Annotated in this window: 15 protein-coding genes and 1 pseudogene; 7 read left to right on the forward strand and 9 right to left on the reverse strand. The window is 40.8% G+C overall.

Going from position 1 to position 23,694, the window contains the following annotated elements; translation table 11 throughout:
- The first annotated feature begins 247 nt into the window (after nucleotides 1-247).
- The gene (locus Q4591_RS07465; RefSeq protein ID WP_303460293.1) at nucleotides 248-610 is read left to right on the forward strand and encodes a hypothetical protein; all 363 of its coding nucleotides are present in this window, start codon (nucleotides 248-250) and stop codon (nucleotides 608-610) included.
- Between the two features lie 268 nt (nucleotides 611-878).
- Here the strand turns inward: Q4591_RS07465 and Q4591_RS07470 are convergent.
- From Q4591_RS07470 to Q4591_RS07490, 5 genes and pseudogenes are all read right to left on the reverse strand, one after another.
- Nucleotides 879-1,025: pseudogene (locus tag Q4591_RS07470) on the reverse strand (IS91 family transposase); the annotation flags it as partial.
- An 844-nt stretch (nucleotides 1,026-1,869) separates the two neighbouring features.
- On the reverse strand, nucleotides 1,870-4,185 hold the full coding sequence (locus tag Q4591_RS07475) for a fatty acid cis/trans isomerase (protein ID WP_303460296.1): 2,316 nt from the start codon (nucleotides 4,183-4,185) through the stop codon (nucleotides 1,870-1,872).
- 801 nt (nucleotides 4,186-4,986) lie between these two features.
- Nucleotides 4,987-6,177 carry a class I SAM-dependent rRNA methyltransferase gene (locus tag Q4591_RS07480; protein ID WP_102436505.1) on the reverse strand — a complete coding sequence of 397 codons (1,191 nt, stop codon included), beginning with the start codon at nucleotides 6,175-6,177 and terminating at the stop codon, nucleotides 4,987-4,989.
- A 388-nt stretch (nucleotides 6,178-6,565) separates the two neighbouring features.
- Entirely contained in the window at nucleotides 6,566-6,994 is a 429-nt protein-coding gene (locus Q4591_RS07485; RefSeq protein ID WP_102436507.1) for a DUF2057 family protein, read from the reverse strand.
- A 274-nt stretch (nucleotides 6,995-7,268) separates the two neighbouring features.
- Nucleotides 7,269-8,189 carry a LysR family transcriptional regulator gene (locus Q4591_RS07490; RefSeq protein ID WP_102436509.1) on the reverse strand — a complete coding sequence of 307 codons (921 nt, stop codon included), beginning with the start codon at nucleotides 8,187-8,189 and terminating at the stop codon, nucleotides 7,269-7,271.
- A gap of 212 nt (nucleotides 8,190-8,401) precedes the next feature.
- On the opposite strand from Q4591_RS07490, the gene Q4591_RS07495 reads away from it, so the two are divergent.
- The 5 genes from Q4591_RS07495 to Q4591_RS07515 all read left to right on the forward strand — a co-directional run bounded on the left by Q4591_RS07495 (nucleotide 8,402) and on the right by Q4591_RS07515 (nucleotide 15,775).
- Nucleotides 8,402-9,091 (forward strand): type 1 glutamine amidotransferase domain-containing protein, encoded by a 690-nt coding sequence (locus tag Q4591_RS07495; protein WP_303460300.1) that lies wholly within the window; start codon nucleotides 8,402-8,404, stop codon nucleotides 9,089-9,091.
- Between the two features lie 22 nt (nucleotides 9,092-9,113).
- Nucleotides 9,114-10,271: an iron-containing alcohol dehydrogenase gene (locus Q4591_RS07500; RefSeq protein WP_102476260.1), complete on the forward strand. Its 1,158-nt coding sequence runs from the start codon at nucleotides 9,114-9,116 to the stop codon at nucleotides 10,269-10,271.
- Between the two features lie 377 nt (nucleotides 10,272-10,648).
- Entirely contained in the window at nucleotides 10,649-11,317 is a 669-nt protein-coding gene (locus Q4591_RS07505) for a TetR/AcrR family transcriptional regulator (protein ID WP_303460304.1), read from the forward strand.
- 1 nt (nucleotide 11,318) lies between these two features.
- Complete coding sequence (locus Q4591_RS07510; RefSeq protein WP_102476259.1) at nucleotides 11,319-12,671, forward strand: efflux RND transporter periplasmic adaptor subunit; 1,353 nt, start codon at nucleotides 11,319-11,321, stop codon at nucleotides 12,669-12,671.
- The gene (locus Q4591_RS07515; RefSeq protein WP_303460307.1) at nucleotides 12,668-15,775 is read left to right on the forward strand and encodes an efflux RND transporter permease subunit; all 3,108 of its coding nucleotides are present in this window, start codon (nucleotides 12,668-12,670) and stop codon (nucleotides 15,773-15,775) included. Before Q4591_RS07510 ends, Q4591_RS07515 begins: the two co-directional genes overlap by 4 nt.
- Nucleotides 15,776-15,958: 183 nt before the next feature.
- Here the strand turns inward: Q4591_RS07515 and Q4591_RS07520 are convergent, their stop codons facing one another.
- The 4 genes from Q4591_RS07520 to ppsA all read right to left on the reverse strand — a co-directional run bounded on the left by Q4591_RS07520 (nucleotide 15,959) and on the right by ppsA (nucleotide 22,700).
- On the reverse strand, nucleotides 15,959-16,375 hold the full coding sequence (locus Q4591_RS07520; RefSeq protein ID WP_102436521.1) for a MarR family winged helix-turn-helix transcriptional regulator: 417 nt from the start codon (nucleotides 16,373-16,375) through the stop codon (nucleotides 15,959-15,961).
- Nucleotides 16,376-16,704: 329 nt separating this feature from the next.
- Nucleotides 16,705-17,145, reverse strand: coding sequence for a DUF1285 domain-containing protein (locus Q4591_RS07525; protein ID WP_241901000.1), 441 nt, complete (start codon nucleotides 17,143-17,145; stop codon nucleotides 16,705-16,707).
- Nucleotides 17,138-20,215: an FAD-binding and (Fe-S)-binding domain-containing protein gene (locus tag Q4591_RS07530; RefSeq protein ID WP_303460311.1), complete on the reverse strand. Its 3,078-nt coding sequence runs from the start codon at nucleotides 20,213-20,215 to the stop codon at nucleotides 17,138-17,140. The genes Q4591_RS07525 and Q4591_RS07530 overlap by 8 nt, the downstream gene beginning before the upstream one ends.
- Nucleotides 20,216-20,330: 115 nt before the next feature.
- Nucleotides 20,331-22,700 carry a phosphoenolpyruvate synthase gene (gene ppsA / locus Q4591_RS07535; RefSeq protein ID WP_303460314.1) on the reverse strand — a complete coding sequence of 790 codons (2,370 nt, stop codon included), beginning with the start codon at nucleotides 22,698-22,700 and terminating at the stop codon, nucleotides 20,331-20,333.
- A 124-nt stretch (nucleotides 22,701-22,824) separates the two neighbouring features.
- On the opposite strand from ppsA, the gene Q4591_RS07540 reads away from it, so the two are divergent.
- Nucleotides 22,825-23,643: a pyruvate, water dikinase regulatory protein gene (locus tag Q4591_RS07540; RefSeq protein WP_102476252.1), complete on the forward strand. Its 819-nt coding sequence runs from the start codon at nucleotides 22,825-22,827 to the stop codon at nucleotides 23,641-23,643.
- The last annotated feature ends 51 nt before the right edge of the window (nucleotides 23,644-23,694 follow it).

Here is a 23,694-nt window from a genome sequence, read left to right on the forward strand (position 1 = left end):
CCTACAGAGGACTTTCACCTCATTAGTTCATGCCCATGCTGGGCGTACACAAGGCACTTAAACGGAACTAAAACAGTGGGTTACGTTTCGCTTCGCTACACATTTTAACCCACTATTTTAGTCCGCTTAGTGCGGCGTTAGCACGATCGACATACTTAAGCACTACACATTACTCAAGGAATATAAAATGGAATGCACCTCTGTAATCTCATTCGATACTAAATGTAAAAATAAAGCAGTCTTCTTCATGGAAGCATTTAAATCATTCGAAGGAGTGCGGCTATCAGAATGGACAGATATTGACTCGAGGAAAGAAGCCTTCAATTTAGCTCTTAAGGATGTGAGTGATACTTTGACCGCAGATGAAATCTACTCGCATCTTAACGCTATTGATACTGGAGTGGTAACAGTGTCTGTTAAACAATCTATAGTTTCAGTCGAGATTTTTCCTTGGGCTTTTCCTGAAGAGCTTTGTGAGTACGCATTTACAACACTTAATAAAAATGGTTTTGTTGACATTTCTTGTGAATCTGTCAGTGAATATGGCACACAGTTACTTACTTTTGAAAATGGTGTAATTTCTGAAAAACTAGATCTTATTGAAATGTAAATGTCGTGCTAACAGATAAGGATAGGCCGCGCGTAGCCGCGTCCTTATCCCAAGTGTTGAACAAGCCCGAGTGATACCTTTATAGTGTAAATATCGGCGTAAGATCTTACGCTTTTTCGATGTGTGCTGAGCAGTTACATTTTTTACTAGCCGCATCGATCCCTTAGCAACGTCAGCTAATTTCATTACCCCAAAATATCAATGCCTTAGCACCTCCTGATACTTTTATTGTTCTGCATCTTAAGTGTTAACTTTCTAATTCCTCGGCTTAAACAGTGGCGTTAGATGTCGTTGATTTTTGCCTAAAAAAGCTTGTCAGTCGTGCATGCACTTTTTCATCCCTTTGTTGCCAGCAACCCATAATTATCATCGGTTGTCGGCAGCATGGGCAAGGTCGTATGGCTTGCGTTTTAGAAAATTAACTGTGAAACCCATAATTAATTTTTCCCAAATCTAGTTTGTCATTTTGAATAAATCAAAATAGTGATATTAGGTCACATACAATTTAAAACGTTGGTTTAATTGCTTTATTTACAAACTCCGTTTGAATTAACGTCGTGGTGCTTCGCCCATACCAGAGTCAAGGGGGAAACTGCTTGTCCCCCTTAACAATCCCTCAGCACCCCGACGAAAAATGCTGAATAACGCATGATTTTCGATGGGGATTGATCCAGCTTTTAACTTCATCTGTATCCCTCTTCGGTCATTGTCGAAAAGCCCTAACGCTTCCGATAGGCCATCCCTGGCCTAACGATAGCTAGCTTGGCATCCATGCCAAGCTCACGGCCTTTTCTCGATGACCTCAATTCAAATTGAGTCTTTTAGAATTTTAATTTCAGATGTATTTATTTTTATTGTCATAAATACCGTCAAATCGAAGAGATAATAAACCCAGTGTAGATGCAGCAGTGAGCTTCCAAAACATGGATGTTTTGGCAGAGCTTACAAGGACGTACTTGCAGCGTCTCGCAGTTGTATCTGCACATAAGCCTGCGGCAGGCAATGGGTTAGATGGAAGTGATGGTCATCAGTAACTGAGTGAATATAAATAAAGTATAACGTTGGTGCTGGTAACACGTTTATGTCCAGAAATAAGCTAGCTCGGTTCTAAATGAGTGACCATTCCCCCTTGGCCACTCAAACAAAATGATGAGTTAAATTGATAACAAATTTCTCGGAAACAACAGTTAAATTATTTTAAAATCATATACAAGAATACTAGTAATATTGAAGCCAATTATCTTTCATCGCTAATATGATTATCTGTTTTGAATTCGATTGTAATCAAGTATGCCTGCATCTATTGGATGATTTTTTTTGTATTGCGTCATCAAGGTGTCACTGAATGCCCAAAAAGCAGGGTCAGTTCTTCGAACGCCATAGTTATCTAACAATCTTTTGTAATCAGCATTGGTTTTAACCTTGAGAACTTGAGCGACTAATGCTGGCAGCTCAGCTTCTTTTACGCGCCAAAAAGCATTGGGGTAACTTCCAAGTAGGCCGTTAACCAGTGTCACATTATCGCGTTTATATAGCCGGTTGGATTCTTCATCAAATAAGCTAGAGATGTTTTTATGGGCACTGTTTCTTATTAGGGTGAAAAGCTGAGGTTCAACAGAGGTATCTGCAGCTTCAATCACAATATAAGTAAGTTCAGGGAATATAGATGCATTTTCCCCTTGTAGATGATTAATCCTTTGAAGGTGCGCCTTACTCTCATCTGAAAGCTGGGTTGACTCAAGTGCATAACGAGTTGGCGTTACCTTTGCGACTCGCTGTTTGAGCATTTGCAATAATTCATGCTTAGGGTCGTTTGTCGTATAAATAACTTCTGTGGGTTTAATGAACTCATTGATATTGCCTTCAAGATGATCTGTTAAATACAGACTTGCATCTTGATACCAATCAGCAAGCTCTTGGTGACGGTTTTTCGTTGGTAACAAGGTTAAAAAGTTCGACTCACCTTCCATGCGAAGAAGATCCATGTACATGCGAGTAATTAATTGATGGCCAAAATTACCATAGACATCATAACCAGCCACAAGCAGGTAATGAATGCGCTCTAATAAAGAATAACTGATAATCCAAGCGGTTTTAGGTTGCTCACCGATTAAGCCTTTCACGACTGATGCATTATCAAAATGGCGAAATACTGTCAGGCTAGCATTAGCATTCGTACCATTGCCGTCCCAAATAAGCTGAGTCGTTAAGTGCTCATTATTTTCGAATTCTTCTTCCAAGAATGCATTTTTAGCCCGAAGAAAGCGGCCCTGTTGTCTAGCATATTTAATCCAATTACTAACCGGTCGCAAAGTATTGCTTTCCTGCTCAGCAGGAAGGGTCAGGTTGTCGGCCTGTGAGCGATAAAATTCATTTAATTGTGAGAGGTTAGACATATCAGGGTCGACAAAAAACACCCAAAATCTGTCATTAATAACATCAAGTGCAAGCTGTCCTCGACATACCGGGCCTTTTATATACGCCATAATGGTATTTTGCGCATTATCAAGCATAAACTTATAGCGCGCCTCTACGGGTAATTCTGTGAAGGCGATAAGCGGATTTGCAGCAACTGATGGTTTATAGCTTGGTAAAGCGCTAACTGTATAATTGGGTTCAATAAACAATGACTTTATACGCTCAAGCTTTTCATCGCTAAGTGCATATGGCATATGTGTTTTATCGACAATGGTTTCGCGCACTTGTTCTAAGCGATAGTAAAACGAATCTGTCTTTGGATCATCGTAAGGTCGACGTGTTGCGATGACATCGACGACTTCCCCAGGGGCGGTTTTCGATCTAACCAATTTAAAAAAAGTGGGTACCCCTTGCAGGCCAATTTCCTCGTTCTCGAAATATAAATGTGAAACAAACAAATGTTCAAATATATAGCGACTTGATAGTTGTTGTTTTAATGATTTTTTATTAAGGAATGTTTCCCATTTCTGCACCGCTGTAAGTTCATTGCTTGAAGGAGGAGCGACAGCTGTCATTGGTGCTCCATCCACAAGCCACTGCAACAAGATATTATTTTCATTGTTTGATATTTGCGGTAAGCCATAAGGCATCCCCCATTTAGGGAAGTCCTCTTCATAGCTGTCCATTTCTTCAATCGATGGGCACTGTTGGTTATGATCAAGGGAGAAGTCCCACGAGTCATCAAGTATGTCATCTGTTGGTAAAGGATGGCTTTGTTTTAACAGTAGCATTCGCGCAATAACACCGGCTTGTATATTGGCTGCTGGTGATTGTGAGCGTTCATTCAGTACTGGAGTAAAGCCTTTATCACGCCATTGCGCCGTTGTTTGGGCATCGAGAAACATGCGAGTAGTATTTGCGGAAAGTAACCGCGTACCTTGGTACACTTTATCTTTATTCGCACCACGGTCTATACCTTCAGCGGATGACATCTTAAGTTGACAAGGCGCATCGTAACAAGCGTGGCAGACAACACATCGGTTATCGATTATAGGTTTAACATCATTAATATAGCTTTGAGCTTGAACTGAGTTTGTTTCTACCATGCGCTGTTGGGGCTGCGCTTTACCGTATAACTTATCGTAATTAAAACCCACAAAAATCGCGCAACCTGACAAGATAACACAAAGAAAATTACCATTGTGCGGCTGTAGTACTTCAAAAAAAAATTATACATAGTCAATTGGCAACCTCTTGGTTTGTTGCGTTTGCATCAAATGATTATTGATGGTTTTGTGGCAAAAAATTTGCTGTTGCTTCAGGAATAATCTTTCCCATCTCATTCAGCGATTCAATTAATCAATGATAAGGAATGAATTTGAATAGAAATATTTTGTTATTGAGTTTAACCTTTGCTGCTTGGGTTGGTATGGCTTGTCACCAATGAGTTATCTTTATCTCATTCTGTCATAGCGAGTAATTTGCCACTCCTTCAATCACTTGGCGTGGGTTTATTGAATATGCGCCTATATGGCCTAACAAGCTAGTTCAATATCAATTTATCTCGAACACATCGAGGTCCAGAACGACAAAACCTAGCCTAAAAGTAGTCTAGTTATACTGTGCTATCAATAAACACAGTAATAGCCTAGTAAAATTGAGCAGATCATCACAGAGCGAATCCAGGCATAAACGAGTGTTATATAAGTGATAGGGTTTTACGCATTCTAAAGCCAGCGTATTTTTAAGTGAAAAGACCACTGAGGGCAGATAAAAAGTCTAACTTTTTTATTGGTTAGTTGAATCATATCTTATGATTCAAGATGCTGCTGTAAAGACAAAAAGTCTGACCTTAATATCTGCCTACTTCAAGTTATTTTTGGCATAAAAAAAAGGCTACCAGAAAGTAGCCTTAAATCCCCAGCTCTGAAGCAAGCTTCAGCGCAAATGGTGTAAAATTAGCAGACTCTAGCAACTAAGCCTTTTAAATAGAATCCTTCAGGGAAGCCGCTACCGATTGGGTGATCGCTGGCTTGGCTTAAGCGGTCAATAAACTGTACATCACGCTTGGCATCTAAGGCTGCATCTGCCACAACCTTTTGGAATAAGTCCGCAGGCATCAGCCCAGAACAAGAGAATGTCAGTAAAATGCCGCCTGGATTTAATAACTGCATCGCAATCATGTTGATATCTTTGTAGCCGCGACAAGCACCGTTTAGTTGGGCTTTATTATCGGCAAATTTTGGTGGGTCTAATACAATAACATCAAAGGTTTTACCCTCGTCACGGTACTGGCGTAATAGCTTAAATACATCAGCTTCATGGTAATTAACATGGTCATCATTAAAGCCATTGATTTGCATATTTTTACGGGCGGTATCTAACGCTAACGCCGACACATCAACGTTTTCAATGCTCGATGCGCCGCCTTTAGCGGCGTATAAGCCAAAGGTGCCGGTGTAACAAAAACAGTTAAGTACTGACTTGTCTTTTACAAATCTGGCAGCAATATTGCGGTTATCACGTTGGTCTAAATAAAAGCCGGTCTTATGACCTTTAGTGACATCAACTGCGATTTTAATGCCGTTTTCTTCAATGATCACTGGCATTTCTGGCAGCTCACCATGAAGTAAACCCGTTACCGGCTTTAACCCCTCTTTTTTACGAGAGTCAACATCTGAGCGCTCATAGATAGCGCAATCAGGATAAAGCTCAGCGAGGACTGATACTAAGGTATCACGCCAGTAATCTGCGCCCGTGTTAAGTAACTGGCACACTAATACATTAGCGTATTTATCAATGGTTATGCCAGGCAGTCCATCTGACTCAGCAGCAACCAGTCTGTAACCGGTTAAACCCTGCTCAGCAATTAATGCTTCACGGCCTGCTTGGGCTCGTTGAATGCGGCGAACAAAAAAGTCTCTATCGATAGCTTCTTCTTTATCAAAGCTCCAAATACGCACTTGAATTTGCGACTCTGGTGACCAAGCACCACGACCTAACCAATGACCATCATGGGCTACAACATCAACAGTTTCACCAGCTTGTGGTTTTCCTTTAATATTGTGTATACCACTTGCAAAAACCCAAGGGTGTTTACGTTCAAGTGATTTCTCACGCTTTGGTCTAAGCTTGATTCTGATAGCCATGATGTTGCCTTTTTCAAATTGGGATACGGATGATAAGGATCCTCAGAAAGGAACGCAAGAAACAATAGTAAAATATAGCGTATAGCAGGCTTTAACGGATTAAAAAGCAAGATGATGTTGCTAAAATGATGTTACTAAGATGATGTTACTAAGATGATGTCTAGCATCGCTAAATTTATACACGGCTGATTATATTTTACCGAGTGTAAGCAGTCATTAGGTTATTTTCTTGTTTATATTTACAGCTCAAATATGAGCTCTCTCATTTTTATATCATTATTCTCCTTTAAATTTACAACCCAAAAAACGCTAGTTAAAATAAATTCAATAGCGTTTTTAAATAATTTGAAAATTGAAACAGCAAATTGCAACGACAAAATATTAACCATTACTTTTCATGTAATAACAGGGTAAATAATTGAGATTGGCTTAATAAGGTAATATTTTTATAATTATTACCATCTGTGGTTAATGAAATAATCGGGTTTTGTAAAAAGTCTTTGGCATCATCTGCAGAATACAATTCTGGTATGTCTAAATGATATGTTTCACTGCCCTGTACATCGAGTCTTAAATATAGCGGCTCTGATTTTACCCAATAACCTGAGTCATCGGCATTATCTTGAAATAAATCACTATAGCTAATTTCTAACAAATGTAGCCCTTGGCCTAAGTCTACCTCACGCTGAAACTCTACAATAACACCATTAACGCTATCGACATCAAGATCGTCATGAAAGGTTATGCTGGCGGACTGGGCTGTAAAACTGCTGAGTAATAATCCCATAGCAATCGCTAATGTTAATTTAGTCTTCATGTTTAACTCCAATAAATTAATAGTTAATGTCACTTATATTCAAGCTAGCAACTGTGCTTTCACAACGGTCATTTAATTAGACCTAATGCCGTCATAAAAAATTTCACAAATACACTATTTAATTTATTTGAAGACGAACAATACAATCATTAAAAAATAAAACCTGTTGATAATCAACATCACAAACAATAATAAAATCTGATCAACACTTAAATGTTTATCAAAATTTTAATATCATTAAACATCGCTGCAGATTTACCTAATAGGCTTCAACTCACAAAATCGATTGCTCAAGATTACGTATTTTTTTATCAAAGTACGCTTTTAAGAAATCTAGCAATAAGCGCACTTTTTTAGAGTCTGTCGCCCCGGGTGGAAATACCCCATAAATGGTAATGTCACTAAATTGATAATCATCCAATACGGTTTCTAAACTGCCCTGTTTCACTTTTGGCCAAGCATCATAGGTTGGCACTCGCCCTATCCCATGGCCGCCTTCAATGAATGCGGTACGCGCTGAGGCGTTATTGGTGGTAATTGAGCCTTTCATTTCAATACTAAATGAGCGTGAACCCTTATTAAGATGCAGCACTTTTTTTTGTGGTTTATACATCACCCAGTCATGGCTGGATAAATCAGCTGGGGTTTCTGGCCTGCCGTATTTATTAAAATACTCAACCGAGCCACATAGGCAAGTTTTGAGCACACATAATTTAGTTGCCTGTAAGCCTGAGTCAACCAAAGGCGCACCACGAATCGCTAGATCAATGCCTTGATTGATAATATTAACGATTTCATCAGTTAACATCACATCAAGTTCAATTTTTGGGTACAAACGTTTAAATTCATTAAGGGCTGGCACTATGGTTTCTAAGCCAGCGTTGACAGGACAGGTGATCCTAATCAAACCCATAGGCTCACTTTTCATATTCTCAATTTGCTTGTTGGCCGTGTTAGCTTGATCGGCTATCACTTTACAAGATTGATAATAGGCTTCACCTTCTTCGGTCAAACTAATACTTCGAGTAGATCGATTTAACAGTCTTACCTCTAAATGCGCTTCAAGCTTTTTTATGTGATAACTCACTACCGCCCTTGAAAGACCAATATGCTTTGCTGCGCCGCTTAAACTGCCCTGTTCAACAACTTGGGCAAACACCACCATGCTTTTCAACTGCTCAAATGACACATTCATATTTTAATATCCAAGAGTTTATTTACTGGAATATTGTATCAATTATTTAAACAATGAAGTCAATTATATCTGCATTGTCAGATGCTAATTGGCTTTCTATACTGTAGCCACTTTCAACAAAGAGATAATGACTTTCTCTTTTGAATCACTCTACATCAGAACTTATGCAAGCTTTGTACTTGCCGTAATAACTAAAATAAAAGGGTTTTAAAATGACACAGAAAAAAGTATTAATGGTGCTTACCTCTCATTCAGAACTAGGCAACACGGGTAACAAAACTGGTTTTTGGGTCGAAGAATTTGCCGCTCCATATTATGTGTTTTTAGATGCAGGTTTTGAAATCACCCTCGCATCGCCAGCAGGCGGACAACCACCGATTGATCCAAGCAGTGAACTAGAAGGCTTTCAAACCGCTGACACTCAGCGCTTTGAAGACGATAGCCAAGCTAAAATGGCACTGGCTAACACCAACGTATTAGCTGATATTGATGCCAGTGATTACGACGCGGTATTTTATCCTGGCGGTCACGGTCCACTGTGGGACTTAACAGATAATGCAGACTCTATTAAATTAATCGCGCAATTTATTGCTCAAAACAAACCTGTTGCTGCGGTATGTCATGCAACGGCAGCGTTACTTAACGTAAAACAAGATGACCAGTACCTTGTAAAAGGTAAAGCGGTAACTGGTTTTACAAATAGTGAAGAAGATGCTGTGCAATTAACTGATGTAGTTCCTTTTTTATTAGAAGATGAATTACTAAAACGTGATGCAGATTACCAAAAAGCAGCTGACTGGCATGCGTTTTCAGTTCAAGATGGGCTAGTTATTACAGGCCAAAATCCTGCAAGCTCATCATTAACAGCACAAAAATTAGTTGCTCAGATCACTGAGTCATAAATTCGTTATTTAGGATATTCTCATGCTTAATTTTACATTCCAAAATACCACTAAAATTCATTTCGGTGAGGGCCAAATTAGCGCCATCTCAAAGGAAATTCCAACATCAGCTAAAATATTAGTTGTTTATGGCGGCGGCTCCATTAAATCAAATGGTGTTTATCAGCAAGTGTCTGATGCGCTCAAAGATCACACATGGTTTGAGTTTTCAGGTATTGAGCCTAATCCACAATACGATACGTTAATGAAGGCACAAACCATCATTGAAGCTGAAAACATCGATTACTTGCTAGCAGTCGGTGGTGGCTCAGTGGTCGATGGGGTTAAATTTATTGCTGCTGCTGCGAAATTTGAAGGTGATGACCCTTGGGATATCGTCGCAAAAGGCGCCAAAATTGAACAAGCATTACCTATTGGTGCCGTATTAACCTTACCTGCTACGGGTTCTGAATCAAATGGCGGCTCTGTTATTACTCGTAATGGTAATAAATTGCCTTTTGGTAGCCCATTAGTACGTCCGTTATTTGCAGTGCTTGATCCTTCAGTCACTTTATCTTTATCAGACCGTCAAATTGGTAATGGTGTTGTTGATGCTTATATCCACATCATGGAACAGTATTTAACCTTTGATGTAAACGCTAAAGTACAGGACCGTTTCAGTGAAGGTTTACTACAAACCTTAATTGAAGAAGGCCCTAAAGCCCTTGCTGCTGAAACAAAAGACGATTTAGAGATTAGGTCTAATATCATGTGGTCTGCCACTATGGCGCTTAACGGCTTGATTGGCGCCGGTGTACCACAAGATTGGTCTACACATATGATTGGCCATGAACTAACAGCAAGCCATGGTATTGATCATGCGCGCACCTTATCAATCGTACTTCCTGCGGTAATGAAAGTGCGTCGTGAGCAAAAACATGCAAAATTAGTTCAGTATGCTGAACGTGTATTTGGCATCACAACAGGTAGCGATGAGCAAAAAATTGATCAAGCTATTGAGGCTACCGAAAACTTCTTTAAGTTAATGCAAGTCCCTACACGCCTAAGTGATATTGATCTTGGTGCAGAGCAAGTTGACGTATTAGTTGCTGCACTTGAAAGCCATGGCATGACTAAACTTGGCGAACATGGCGATATTGACTTAGCAGTAAGCCGCGAAATTCTCACCACTGCGATCTGATCTATAACTCAATTGACCATTTAGATGAAAGGCTAGCATTGCTAGCCTTTTTTAATGGCAGTTTTTATCTTTACTCTTAATAGCTCACTGTTCTTTGCTTCTTTGCAAAATAACACCACTAAGTTTGCCAAGTGGTTTTATAGGTAAAATTATGCTTCGACTTGTAGCTTTAATCATTGACTTCATAGCAGTAAATAGCTATTTCCGCTAATCCCAGCCTTCACTAGCGCTTGTATTTGTGATCTAGTTAAATAATTCATCAGATGATGAATATTGAAGAATTAATTCACTAAAACAATCCGCTGCATTGCTTTACCATATTCTACACTTAATGAATTAATGGATACGCTAAGTATCTTCAAATCTGTGTTGAATTTATGCCTAAAAAAATAATGCCAGTTAAAAAGCCAGTCGGTAGGCCAGCTGTCAAAGCAGATAATCGCTGCGCACTTATCAATGCAGCAAAAACCTTATTTGTCGATAATGATTACGATAAAGTCTCTATTCGAGCCATTGCTGCTAAAGCAAAAGTGGATGCAAGTTTAATCCGCTATTATTTTCAATCTAAATTGGGGCTTTTTGCCGAAATGCTCAAGGAAACCATTGAGCCAGTTCATGCCCAATTAAATAATTCCAAGGAAAAATCGACTCAAGATTCACCAGAAAAAATATTACTGGCCTTTTATAAAATTATGAGTCAAAACCCAGATTTTCCGAAACTCATATTTCGCACCGCCAGCCTTAAAACCACCAAGAAAAACCAAGAGCTGCAAGCCAATTTATTGAGTTTATTCCCGAAAAATAGGTTAACCATTTTTGAAAAGATGCATCAGCAAAACCGTCTACAGCAAGGTATTGATCCAATGTCCGCCAAAATGAGTTTTATTAGTTTAATGGTATTTCCATTCTTAATGCCTGACATATTTAAACAAGCATTGAATATTAAAACCTCAGCAGAATTTTTACAGCATTTAGCTAAGCAAAATGCACAAATATTACGTCATGGGCTTATTGCCAATGAATCTCAACTCAGTCAGGACGCTTAACATGACCCCGTTAAAAAGACGCTATGTTTTTCCAGGCATCATCGCCGGTATTATCATCTTTATCGCTGCGATATCATTACGCTCGTCACCAGAGTTGCAACCCAACCATGATAAATCACGCCTGGTCGATGTTATTAGCCTGACAAAACAACCCGTACAACCTGTGATCAAAGCCTATGGTCGTGTGGCTCCAAAGCATATCTGGCAAGGCATTGCCGAAGTGGGCGGCAAAATTACTTATCGCCACCCTGAGCTTGAAACGGGCAGATTGATCAAGGCTGGCACCTTAGTGTTAACCATTGACCCTCTTGAATACCAACTAAAACTTGCTCAAGCTGAAGCTAACTATAATTCAGCTCAAGCGCAGTTAGTACAGCTAAATCAGCAAGAAATAAACTTACAATCAAGCATAGAAATTGAGCGCCAACGACTGACCTTAGTTGATCAAGAATATAAACGTAAACAATCGTTAAATAAGAAAAACTTGATCTCAAAATCAGAACTTGAAACCCAAAAACAAGCTTTACTGGCCCAGCGTAACTTAGTGCAAGACTTAACCAGCAGCTTAAGCTTGTTGCCTGATGATAAAAAAGTCACTGCGGCGCAAGTTAAGGTTAATCAAGCTTTACTGGAAGATGCCCAACGTCAACTCAATAATACTCGCTTTACTTTGCCTTTTGATGCACGCATTGCCGAGGTCAACATTGAGCAAGCTCAAGCCGTCACCAATGGCGCTGTGTTGTTCGAGGCCCATCAATTAGGCGCAGTTGAAATAAAGGCTGAATTGTCATTATTTGATGCCGAAACCTTAATTCATTCAATTAATGAACTGCCAAGAGATACCTCTGCATTACCTTCAATTGAAAAAGTTAATTTTGACACTCATATCACGGTCAATATGGGTAAAACCTTACACCAATGGCAAGCTAAATTGACTCGCGTTGCCGATACCATAAACCCAGATCAAGCGACGATAGGTTTTTATCTTGAAGTTGATCAAGATTTCAACCAAATGAATTTGTTAGCTAAACCGCCATTAACCAAGGGCATGTTTGTCACCTCCTATATTAAAGGTTATCCCTCAGAGCATTACGTTATCCCAGAAAAAGCCTTACATGGTGAGCAAGTTTATTTAATGGATCAAGACAACAAGCTGGTTATTAAACAGGTTGAAGTGCTATTTAGAACCGACAATGGCGTCGCCATTAAAGGCGATATTCACCAAAATGACCGTGTGGTTACCAATGACTTAATTCCTGCCATTAATGGCATGGGGCTTAAATTATCAACAGCGAACGAAACCACTACCCCAGTAACAAGTGATCTAGCGAATGACGAGGAGCAGGCACTGTGATTAATTTTTTCACTCGTCACCCCACCATTGCTAACTTAATGATGTTGGCATTTTTTGTCATGGGCTTAAGCAGTATTGGTAACATTAAACGTGAAACCTTTCCTGAATTTAGTCCGCCTTACATTATCGCCAGTGTGGTTTACCCCGGCGCATCTCCAGCAGAAGTGGAAGAAAGCCTGTGCCTGCGTATGGAAGATGCCATTGATGGCTTAAGTAATATCGAAGAAGTGAAATGTGACGCCCAAGAAGGGATTGCATCATTGACGGTAAAACTTAATGGCGAAGCCGACATTGGCCGCAGTTTGGTTGATATTCAAACCGAAATTAACGCCATTAAAGACTTTCCGGCGCAAATTGACCCACCAACGGTCAAAGAGCTTGATTGGGCTGAACCGGTTGTAGATATTGCCATCGCTGCAGATGCCAGCTTGCCACACCTTAAATCCTATGCTGAGGATTTAAAGCGACGGTTAAAAATCGAGGCGGGCGTGAGCTTAGTGAGCGTGTCTGGCTTTTCAGATCATCAAATACGAGTCGAGTTAAACGAAGCGGATATTCGTCGCTTAGGGCTAACAGTAGCCGAAATAGCTGATAAAGTGGGCAGGCAAAATGTCCAAATGCCCGCTGGCAGTATCGAGCTTTCTGATAAAAACCTGTTGATCCGTTTTGATGAACGACAAATCACCCCTGATAACCTCAGTAAAATCATCGTTTCCTCTAATACTGAAGGCGGCGTGGTTACCTTAGGCGACATTGCTACCATCACCGACTTATTTGAGCTTGAGGAAGAACATACCATCTTTAATGGCCAACCTGCGGCCATGCTTAAAGTGCAAAAAAACAAAGCCGATGATGCCTTAAGAATTAAGTCCAGAGTCACTGAGTTTATCGAACAAGAACGGCTTATAGCCCCCGATGGCGTGACCCTAACCTTAACCAACGATTTATCTTCACTACTGCAAGACCGATTATCAATGCTGCTGCGAAATGGTTGGCAAGGGATCATCTTAGTGTTCTTTTCGATGTGGTTATTTTTCTCGTTACGCTATTCGTTTTGGGTTTCAGCGGGCTTACCTGTAGCCTTTATGGGCGGCTTGTTCTTAATGAGCATGTTTGGCGTGTCAATCAACATTATGAGCCTAGTCGGCTTACTAATGGCCATTGGTATTATGATGGATGATGCCATTGTTATTGCCGAATCCGTTGCTGCCCATGTTGAAAAAGGCTTACCCACCAATGAGGCGGTGATCCAAGGGGTAAATAAAGTCGCCCCAGGCGTATTTTCATCATTTTTAACCACAGTGTTTATTTTTGGCAGTTTATTGTGGTTAGACGGGCAAATGGGCGCGGTATTGTCGGTGGTGCCACTGGTATTAATCATGGTCTTAAGTGTGAGCTTAATTGAAGCATTCTTGATTTTACCGAATCACTTAAGTCACTCGCTAAAATCTAATAAACAGCAGAAACCACCGTTAAAGTTTAAACGGGTCTTTTTAGAAAAGTTTGAACACTTCAAAAACAACACCTTAGTTAATGCCGTTACCTTTGTGGTGAAATGGCGCTATGCCAGCCTTGGGCTTACACTTGGCGGTTTAATGCTGTCTTTTGCCTTAGTGGCAGGTGGCGCGGTAAAATTTGTCGGCTTTCCTGAACTCGATGGCGATATTGCTGAAGCAAGAATCATTTTGCCACCAGGTTCCACTTTAGAGCAAACCAAAACTGTCGTTAGTCACTTGGTTGCCGCAGCCAATACCGTTGGCGATAAATTAACGCAACAAAATGGCGAACAGTCGAATCTCATCCGCTACGTTACCGAGCAATATAATGTCAATGCGGATGCGGGCGAACAAGGCCCACATGTGGCAACGGTAAGATTAGATTTGTTATCAGCTGAAACCCGCGAAACCCTGATTGATAACTTCATTTCAGCATGGCGCAGCGCCAGTGGTGATATTGCAGAGCCCATCTCCTTGGTATTTAAACAACCGAGTATGGGCCCTGCTGGCCGTGATGTTGAAGTCAGACTGCAGCATGATAATTTAGCCACGTTGAAACTGGCCTCCGTTGATTTGCAATCTTACTTAAGTCAGTTTTCTGGGGTTAATGGCATTTTAGATGACATGCGCCCAGGCAAAGAAGAAGTACTGGTAAAATTAAAAGATGGCGCTGAAAATTATGGTGTTGATGGTGAGATGGTAGCATCGCAACTGCGTGCGGCATACTTTGGCCAAACCGCAGATGATGTGCAATCAGGCCCTGAAAACATCGAAATACAAGTCAGGTTGAATAAACAGCAAGCAGGTAATCTGCAAGCGTTAGCTAACTTCCCAATCATGTTAAGTAACGGTAATCAGATACCATTAAGCGCAGTAGCAACATTAGACTTTGAACGATCTTATGTACGTATTCAGCGCATTGAAAGTCAGCGCACTGTAACCATTATGGCTGACATAGATAATGCCAAAGCCAATGGCAGCGAAATTGTCGCCAAAGTGCAAAATGAATACGCTAATGAATTACGCCAAAAGTATCCGGGACTAAAAGTTGATTATGAAGGCGCAGCCAAAGAAACCGCTAAGACTGGCGCTTCTTTCTTACAGGGTTTTATTATCGGTTTATTTGGATTATTTGCGATTTTAAGTTTTCAATTTAGAAGCTATTTAGAACCTTTTGTGGTGATGTTAGCCATTCCTTTAGCACTCATAGGTGTGTTTTGGGGCCATTTACTCACAGGCCATAATCTATCAATGCCATCAATTCTTGGCTTTGTATCTTTAGCGGGTATTGTGGTTAACGACTCCATCTTGTTGGTGCAATATATCCGCCATCACGTAGATATTGGCGATGATATTCAGCAAGCGGTAATTAAAGCGTCTCGAGACAGATTCAGAGCAGTATTTCTCACCTCACTGACCACTGCTGCGGGACTATTGCCATTACTGTTAGAAACCTCGCTACAAGCGCAGGTTGTAAAACCCATTGTAATATCAATTGTGTTTGGAATATTTACCTCAACCTTGTTGGTACTGTTTATTATTCCCTGTGCGTATGCGGTGTTAGCAGATTTTAATTTAGTCCATAAACACGAGGATTTAGAGGCCTAGTGCTTACTAGGCTATAGCTCTCAGACAAAGTTACAAGCTAAAAATAATGGCTAATTAATAACCCGCAAGCTGTATTAATGGCTAGCGGGTTATTTTTACATGTGTAGATATATGAAAGAGCTAGAAGCTTTAGCTATAGGTTGGCGCTTTAGCCTAACGATCAATAAGCCCCAAACAATGATGTTAATCTGGCTTATTGATTTTATTTAATAATCTCATGAAAGTTTGTTGCTCTTCATAGGATAAGCCACTTAGGCATTTTTGATTAACCCACTCAGCTTCACCAATAAGATCTTGCTCTAAGGCCTTACCGGCATCAGTTAAAAAAATCTGAAAGGCGCGGCGGTTATCAGACTCTTGATGGCGAGTGATATAACCCTGTACTTGCAGTTGATCTAATAGCCTAGTCATAGTGTAATTAGCCACATCACACACTTTAGACAGTTCAGTTTGGCTAATGCCCTCTTCTTGCCACAGTGAAAACAGCACAGGCCAAAGCTTAACGTCAAGTTGGTAACGTTTTAAGCGTTCATCTAGCTCGTTTTGCAGCGTAAGATTAAGATGCGAGATTTGATAATATAGGCTTTCGTATCGTTTCATATAACCACTCCTACAGGCTCATCAATCCTTAGTTAAGCGCAAAAGTTAATCATCAACATAAAATACTTGGTGGCTGGTGCGTAAAAGAACTAACCAAGTTAATCAATGTTGCCCTAAAAATGTAATTGCTACTAATCATTGGTGCTATCACTAACGGATGTGACTAACATCAACAGGCTTAAGTACTGATATTATTTATCTTTATACTTATTAAGCTTGTTAACGTGTAGGTCAGTAAACCCTTGCGGAGCTGCTTTGTTATACAACAGCTTGCTACACAGGCCAATTAGCACCTCACCCTCTTTGTACGTATAAGACCGCTTTTTTAGTCAATCTATTACAAACTGATTTATATAACGGTAATAGCAAGCCCGCCCCAAACAAGCGATGATGCCTCGCTCAATGGGCACTTCAATGGTGTTTTCTAATAGTTTCACAGCCTTAATATCAACAATCTGATGCTCAGTGCCAATGCTACTTATTAAGGTTAGTCCATTATTTGCTAGCGGCTCATAGTCAACGATAAAAATTGCATGGTTATCTACGCTGACTTTAACCTTTTCAACCGGGGTGATAAGAAAATATTCATTATCAATACAATGAAGCACACTGGCAAAAAGCTTAGCAAATTTTGTCGGTAAAGGACTGGCTAAATAGAACCAATCCCCATGATGGTCAATATAAAACAATGGCTCAGTGCTACATAAATCAACTTCTGCACCTAATTGACTGGCAATACTCAATGGTTCATCATTTTTATGTTTAGTCATTAGCAACGTGCTCATCGGCAGCAATCAGTAACTGAAGTAAGGCTTCTACTGGGTGTTTTGGCTTAAAGCCCGCAAAACGTTTCACTTGGCTACGGCAAGAATAGCCTGATACCAATATTTGGCTTTTCTCAGCGATGCTGTCTAAGGTTGGCTGCCAAGACATAGCAAACAGCTTAGATGAGCGGCCCATATTATCCAGTTCATGGCCATAGGTGCCCGCCATACCGCAGCAACCCACGTTGATCATTTCAAACTCAGCGCCAAAATGATTAAATACCGCTTTCCATTCGTTGGCCGTAGCCGGTTTTGCGGTGGATTCAGTACAATGACTAAACCAACTAAATGACGCGCTGGTTTTGTCTAACGCTGGCATGAGTTGAATCGCATCGGTTAACCACTCATTAGCTAACAGTACTTCAAAATTGCCTCGCTGCGCCCCTAGCACCTCTTGATATTCATCTCGATAACAAAGCACTAATGCAGGGTCTAAGCCAACCATCGGCATATCAAGTTGATAAACTTGATTTAAAAAGTCTGCACTTGATTTGGCAGTCGCGGCAAATTTATCTAAAAAGCCTTTAATGTGTGATGGTTTACCATTGGGTTTAAACGGCAATAACACCGGCTTTAAACCTATTTTTTCTATTAATTGTATAAAACGATAAACCAGCTCAGCATCATAAAAACTGTTAAATGGATCTTGCACCACCAGTACATAATTGCCACGCTCTGATGTTGGAATACTTTGCAGCGCCTCTAAATCATAACCACGGCTTGGATGGCCATCCAGACGCTGTTTTAATGTGGGAACTGATAATGCAGGTGAATCTATATAACCAATAGATTTTTTGATAACCCACTGACTTAATTTATTTTGCGAGGCAAAATTGGTTACTTTTGGCATAGCAGCCATAAGCGGCAGCATGTCTTCAATACCTGCAACTAAATAGTCTTTTGCTGGGCGCATATATCGTTTGTAATAGATATTGAAAAATTGCGCGCGAAATTTAGGCACATCCACTTTAACAGGGCACTGCCCTGAACAGGCTTTACAGGCTAAACAGCCTTTTAACGAGTCCATGACTTCATGTGAATAATCATAATCTCGGCCAATGTGAAAGCTGTTTTGCGCTCGCTGCATAAAGCTTAAAGGTTTAGATTGAGCCAGTGCCTCTACATCAACGCCCTCTGCCTCCAGCAGCCTTAACCATTCCCGCATCAAGCCACTTCGGCCTTTAGGTGAATGGATCCGATCGCCGGTAACTTTAAATGACGGACACATGAACGAATAGCTACTGTAGTTAAAACATAAGCCATTACCATTACAATTCATTACATCAGGAAATGCATCACGGACTTGAATCGGAATTTGTCTATCAAAGGTGCCGCGCTTAACGCTATCAACATTAAACATCATTGGGCCACTGCCTTTAGGCGCGACTAGTTTGCCCGGATTTAATCGATTGTCAGGGTCAAATAAGCCTTTAACCTCTTCAAGTTCGCCATATAGTTCATCACCAAATACGGCTGGTCCATATTCACCACGCACCCCTTTACCATGTTCGCCCCACATCAAACCGCCATATTTAAGCGTGAGTTCAGCAACTTGATCGGATAACACTTTTAGCAGCTTTTCATCCGCTTCATCGCACATATCAAGCGCGGGACGCACATGCAGCACTCCTGCATCAACGTGACCAAACATGCCATATTGCAATTTATGGCCATCTAATAAGTCCCTAAACTCCATGATAAAGTCAGCTAAATTTTCTGGCGGTACGGCAGTATCTTCGGCAAATGGCAGTGGTTTTCTGCGGCCTTTAGTTGCGCCTAGCAAGCCTACGGCTTTTTTACGCATGGCGTAAATTTTATTAATACTGGGCTTATCTTCAGTAATTTGATAACCCACAACCCCAGCTTGTTCGCTAGCCAATTGTGCCGCCAGTGTTTTTTCAAGGGCAGCAATGCCTTGCCTAATATCAGCCTCATCCCCAGCGAATTCAACCATATTGAGGCCTTCAATGGTTTTATTGGGTACTGATTCAATGAGGTGAGACACTGAGTGCCAAATAATATCTTCACGGGCCAAATTCAGCACTTTTGAGTCTATGGTTTCGACCACGGTGGCATTGGCTTCAACCAATGATGGTGCATGACGCAATGCTGATTCAAACGAGTCATATTTAATATTTACCATCATCCGCGTATGTGGCAATGGGGTGATATTTAATTTGGCCTCTGTTAATACCGCCAGTGTACCTTCAGAGCCTGCAAGTATGCGTGATAAATCAAATTGGCTTAAATCATCATTCCATACATGTTTTAGATCGTATCCGGTTAAAAAACGATTTAATGGCGGAAACTGTTTTAGAATAAGCTCACGCTTGTCGCGGCAACGCTTGGCAATCGTGCTAATAATATTGGCAGCAAAGCTATTGGTGTTTACGGATTGGGACTCTGACTGATTTAACGCCTCATCTGCCGCTATTGGTGTGCTTGAAAGCACACTACCATCAACCAATACGCTGGTAAGGCCAAGGACATGATCAGATGTTTTACCGTAAACCAGTGAACCCGCACCCGATGCATCAGTGCTGACCATGCCGCCAACCGTTGCACGATTAGAGGTTGATAAATCTGGACTGAAAAAGAACCCATGTGGCCTAAGGGCATCATTAAGTGCATCTTTTACCACACCAGCTTGTACTCTTACCCAGCCTTCTTCTGCATTGACTTCCAGTACTTGATTCATGTGCCTTGATACATCAAGTATCAACCCATGGGTTAATGACTGGCCATTAGTCCCCGTTCCGCCGCCACGGGCACTAAAAGTCACTTGTTTATATTGAGGGTCAGCAGCTAATGTCATCACCAGCTCAACATCCGCCTGAGTGAGAGGATAAATAACCGATTGGGGTAAAAACTGGTAAACAGAATTGTCGGTCGCTTGAATTAAACGCGCACTATAACGTTTATCAATTTCGCCAGAAAACGAAGATGCTTCAAGCGCATCAAGAAAGCTTAAGTAAATTGGTTCTAACGTCTGTTGATGTGATAGCAGCGGTAACATAGTCAATTTCTGTTTATAGTAATTTAAAGTCATTATAAACAAAAAAAAAGCCGCTAAAAGCGGCTTTTGTTCATGTTGATAAATTAGTTAACTAAAAACTAACTTTTCAAGCATATTAAGCATGTTCTTCTGCTAAATATAACCAAGTGTCGATAACGGTATCAGGGTTAAGTGATACGGTATCAATACCTTGCTCTACAAGCCATTGCGCAAAGTCTGCATGGTCAGAAGGGCCTTGGCCACAAATACCCACATAAGCACCTTTCTTTTTAGCGGCTTTAATTGCTAATGAAAGTAACGCTTTTACTGCATCGTTACGCTCATCGAATAAGTGACTGATAATGCCAGAGTCGCGATCTAGACCCAAAGTTAACTGAGTTAAATCGTTTGAACCGATAGAGAAGCCATCGAAGTGTTCAAGGAACTGGTCAGCTAATAATGCGTTTGAAGGTAACTCACACATCATAATAACGCGAAGACCGTCTTTACCGCGTTCTAGACCTTCTTCTTTAAGAAGCTCAATAACTTGTGCAGCTTCATCAACGGTACGAACGAATGGGATCATAATCTCAACGTTCTTAAGGCCCATATCATTACGCACACGTTTAATTGCTTCACATTCTAGAGCAAAACAGTCACGGAACGATTCAGAGATATAACGACTAGCACCACGGAAGCCCAACATTGGGTTTTCTTCTTCAGGCTCGTAACGGTCACCACCAACAAGGTTAGCGTATTCGTTAGACTTAAAGTCTGACATACGTACGATAACTTTCTTAGGATAGAACGCACTACCAATGGTTGCGATACCTTCCACTAGACGAGCGACATAGTACTCAACTGGTGATTCGTAACCTGCAATCATTTCATTGATTTCTTGCTGCAGCTCAGCAGGTTGTGAATTAAATTCAAGCAGCGCTTTAGGGTGAATACCAATCATGCGATTGATAATAAACTCAAGACGCGCAAGTCCCACACCTTCGTTAGGTAAACGGGCGAAATCAAATGCACGATCAGGGTTACCGACGTTCATCATGATTTTCATTGGTAGTTCAGGCAAGGTATCAACACGGTTAGTGATAACTTCAAACTCTTGCTTACCATCGTAGATGAAACCGGTATCGCCTTCAGAACAAGATACAGTCACTACTTGGCCATTTTTGATACTGTCAGTAACATCACCACAACCAACAACTGCAGGAACACCAAGCTCACGCGCAATAATTGCTGCGTGACAAGTTCGGCCACCACGGTTAGTGACAATTGCGCTAGCGCGCTTCATGATAGGTTCCCAATCTGGATCAGTCATGTCAGTAACGAGTACATCACCTGGCTCGATTTGATCCATGTCTTCGATAGAGGCTAGCACTTTAGCTACACCAGTACCGATTTTATGACCAATCGCGCGTCCTTCTGAAACAACAGCACCTTTGGATTTTAAGTGGTAGCGTTCAATTAATTGCACGTCTTCACGGCTACGAACAGTTTCAGGACGAGCTTGAACGATATATAACTTACCGTCGTTGCCATCTTTTGCCCATTCGATATCCATTGCACGGCCATAATGTTGTTCAATGATCACCGCTTGCTTTGCAAGCTCCATCACTTCTTCATCATTAATAGAGAAAGTGCCGCGCTCAGCTGCTGCAACATCTTCGATTTTAACTTGCTTGCCGTGAGAAGCATCATCAGAGTAAACCATCTGAATCATCTTGCTACCGATATTACGGCGCACAACGGCTTTATGCCCTTGCGCTAAAATTGGTTTGTGAACATAGAATTCATCAGGGTTAACAGCGCCTTGTACTACCATTTCACCTAAACCAAATGATGAAGTGATAAAGACAACGTCGTTATTACCTGATTCAGTGTCCATGGTAAACATCACACCAGAAGACGCTTTATCTGAACGTACCATGCGTTGTACGCCAGCAGATAATGCCACACCTTGATGCTCGTAACCTTGGTGAACACGATAGGAAATTGCGCGGTCGTTAAATAGCGATGCGTAAACATGCTTAATCGCAAGCAGTACAGCTTCAAAGCCTTTAACGTTTAGGAAAGTTTCTTGTTGACCCGCAAACGAAGCATCTGGCATATCTTCAGCTGTTGCTGATGAACGCACTGCAAATGAAGCTTCTTGAGTCTCGCTAGAAAGTTGCTCGTAAGCTTCACGAATCGCATCTTCTAGTTCTGGTTGAAATGGGGTGTCGATAACCCATTGTCTGATCTGCGCACCAACTTTTGCAAGTTCGTTTACATCATCAACATCAAGGGTTGCCAAGATGTCGAAAATTTTCTGGTTAACACCACTTTGCTCTAGAAACTCATTAAATGCATGAGATGTAGTCGCAAATCCGCCAGGTACTTGAACACCGGCATTAGCCAGGTTACTGATCATTTCACCAAGTGACGCGTTCTTGCCGCCAACCTTGTTTACATCACCCATGCCTAATTCTTGATACCAGAGTATGTATTGCTGCACAGTTATCTCTCCACAAGTTTATTTCAATGGCCCCTTCACACGAGGGCAGAGGCATTCTACACTCCCCCTCAACAACCGTAAATGTATAATTTTATTTGTAATTTTATTACTACAAGAGGCTGAAATGACACCAAAAGTATTCTATATCTCAGATGGGACCGCGATCACAGCAGAAGTATTTGGCCATGCTGTCCTATCCCAATTTCCAGTTGATTTTGAAGCACTTACAATTCCATTTGTTGACAGCATTGCTAAAGCTGAAAAGGTAAAACAACAAATCAATGATAGTTTTATTACAACAAGCTTAAGACCCGTTGTGTTCCATTCCATCGTAAATTCCGACATTCGCGATATTATTTTCTCCAGTGAAGGTTTAGATTATGATTTTTTGAACACCTTTGTTTCGCCATTAGAACAACAACTGGGTATAAAAGCTGCGCCGGTGATCAACCGAACTCACGGTAAAAGCACGACTAACGAATCTTATGATAATCGTATTGATGCGATTAATTTCACTTTAGATAATGATGACGGTCAAACCATGAAACATATGGATAAAGCTGACATTATTTTGCTAGGTGTTTCTCGTTGCGGTAAAACGCCATCGAGTTTGTATCTTTCTATGCAATTTGGCATTAAAGCAGCAAACTACCCTTTTGTTGAAGATGACATGGATAATCTCAAGTTACCTGAAGCGTTAAAACGTAATAAGTCCAAATTATTTGGCTTAACCATTGATCCCCAACGTTTACATGAAATTCGCCAAGGCCGCATGGAAAACAGCCGCTATTCATCACTAAGACAATGCCGGATTGAAGTGAAAGAAGTAGAAATGATGTATAAAAAAGAACGGATCCCGTTTGTTAATACCACATCTCATTCTGTAGAAGAGATTTCAGCTAAAATCCTCGATATTACCGGGCTGAAGCGTCACATGTTTTAATTTTAATGTCGCTGTGGTTATTTAACTGTTAAGCCGAAAATGTGAAATTCA

Origin of the sequence: Shewanella sp. 3_MG-2023, from assembly GCF_030548765.1 — a bacterium.
Lineage (GTDB): Bacteria > Pseudomonadota > Gammaproteobacteria > Enterobacterales > Shewanellaceae > Shewanella.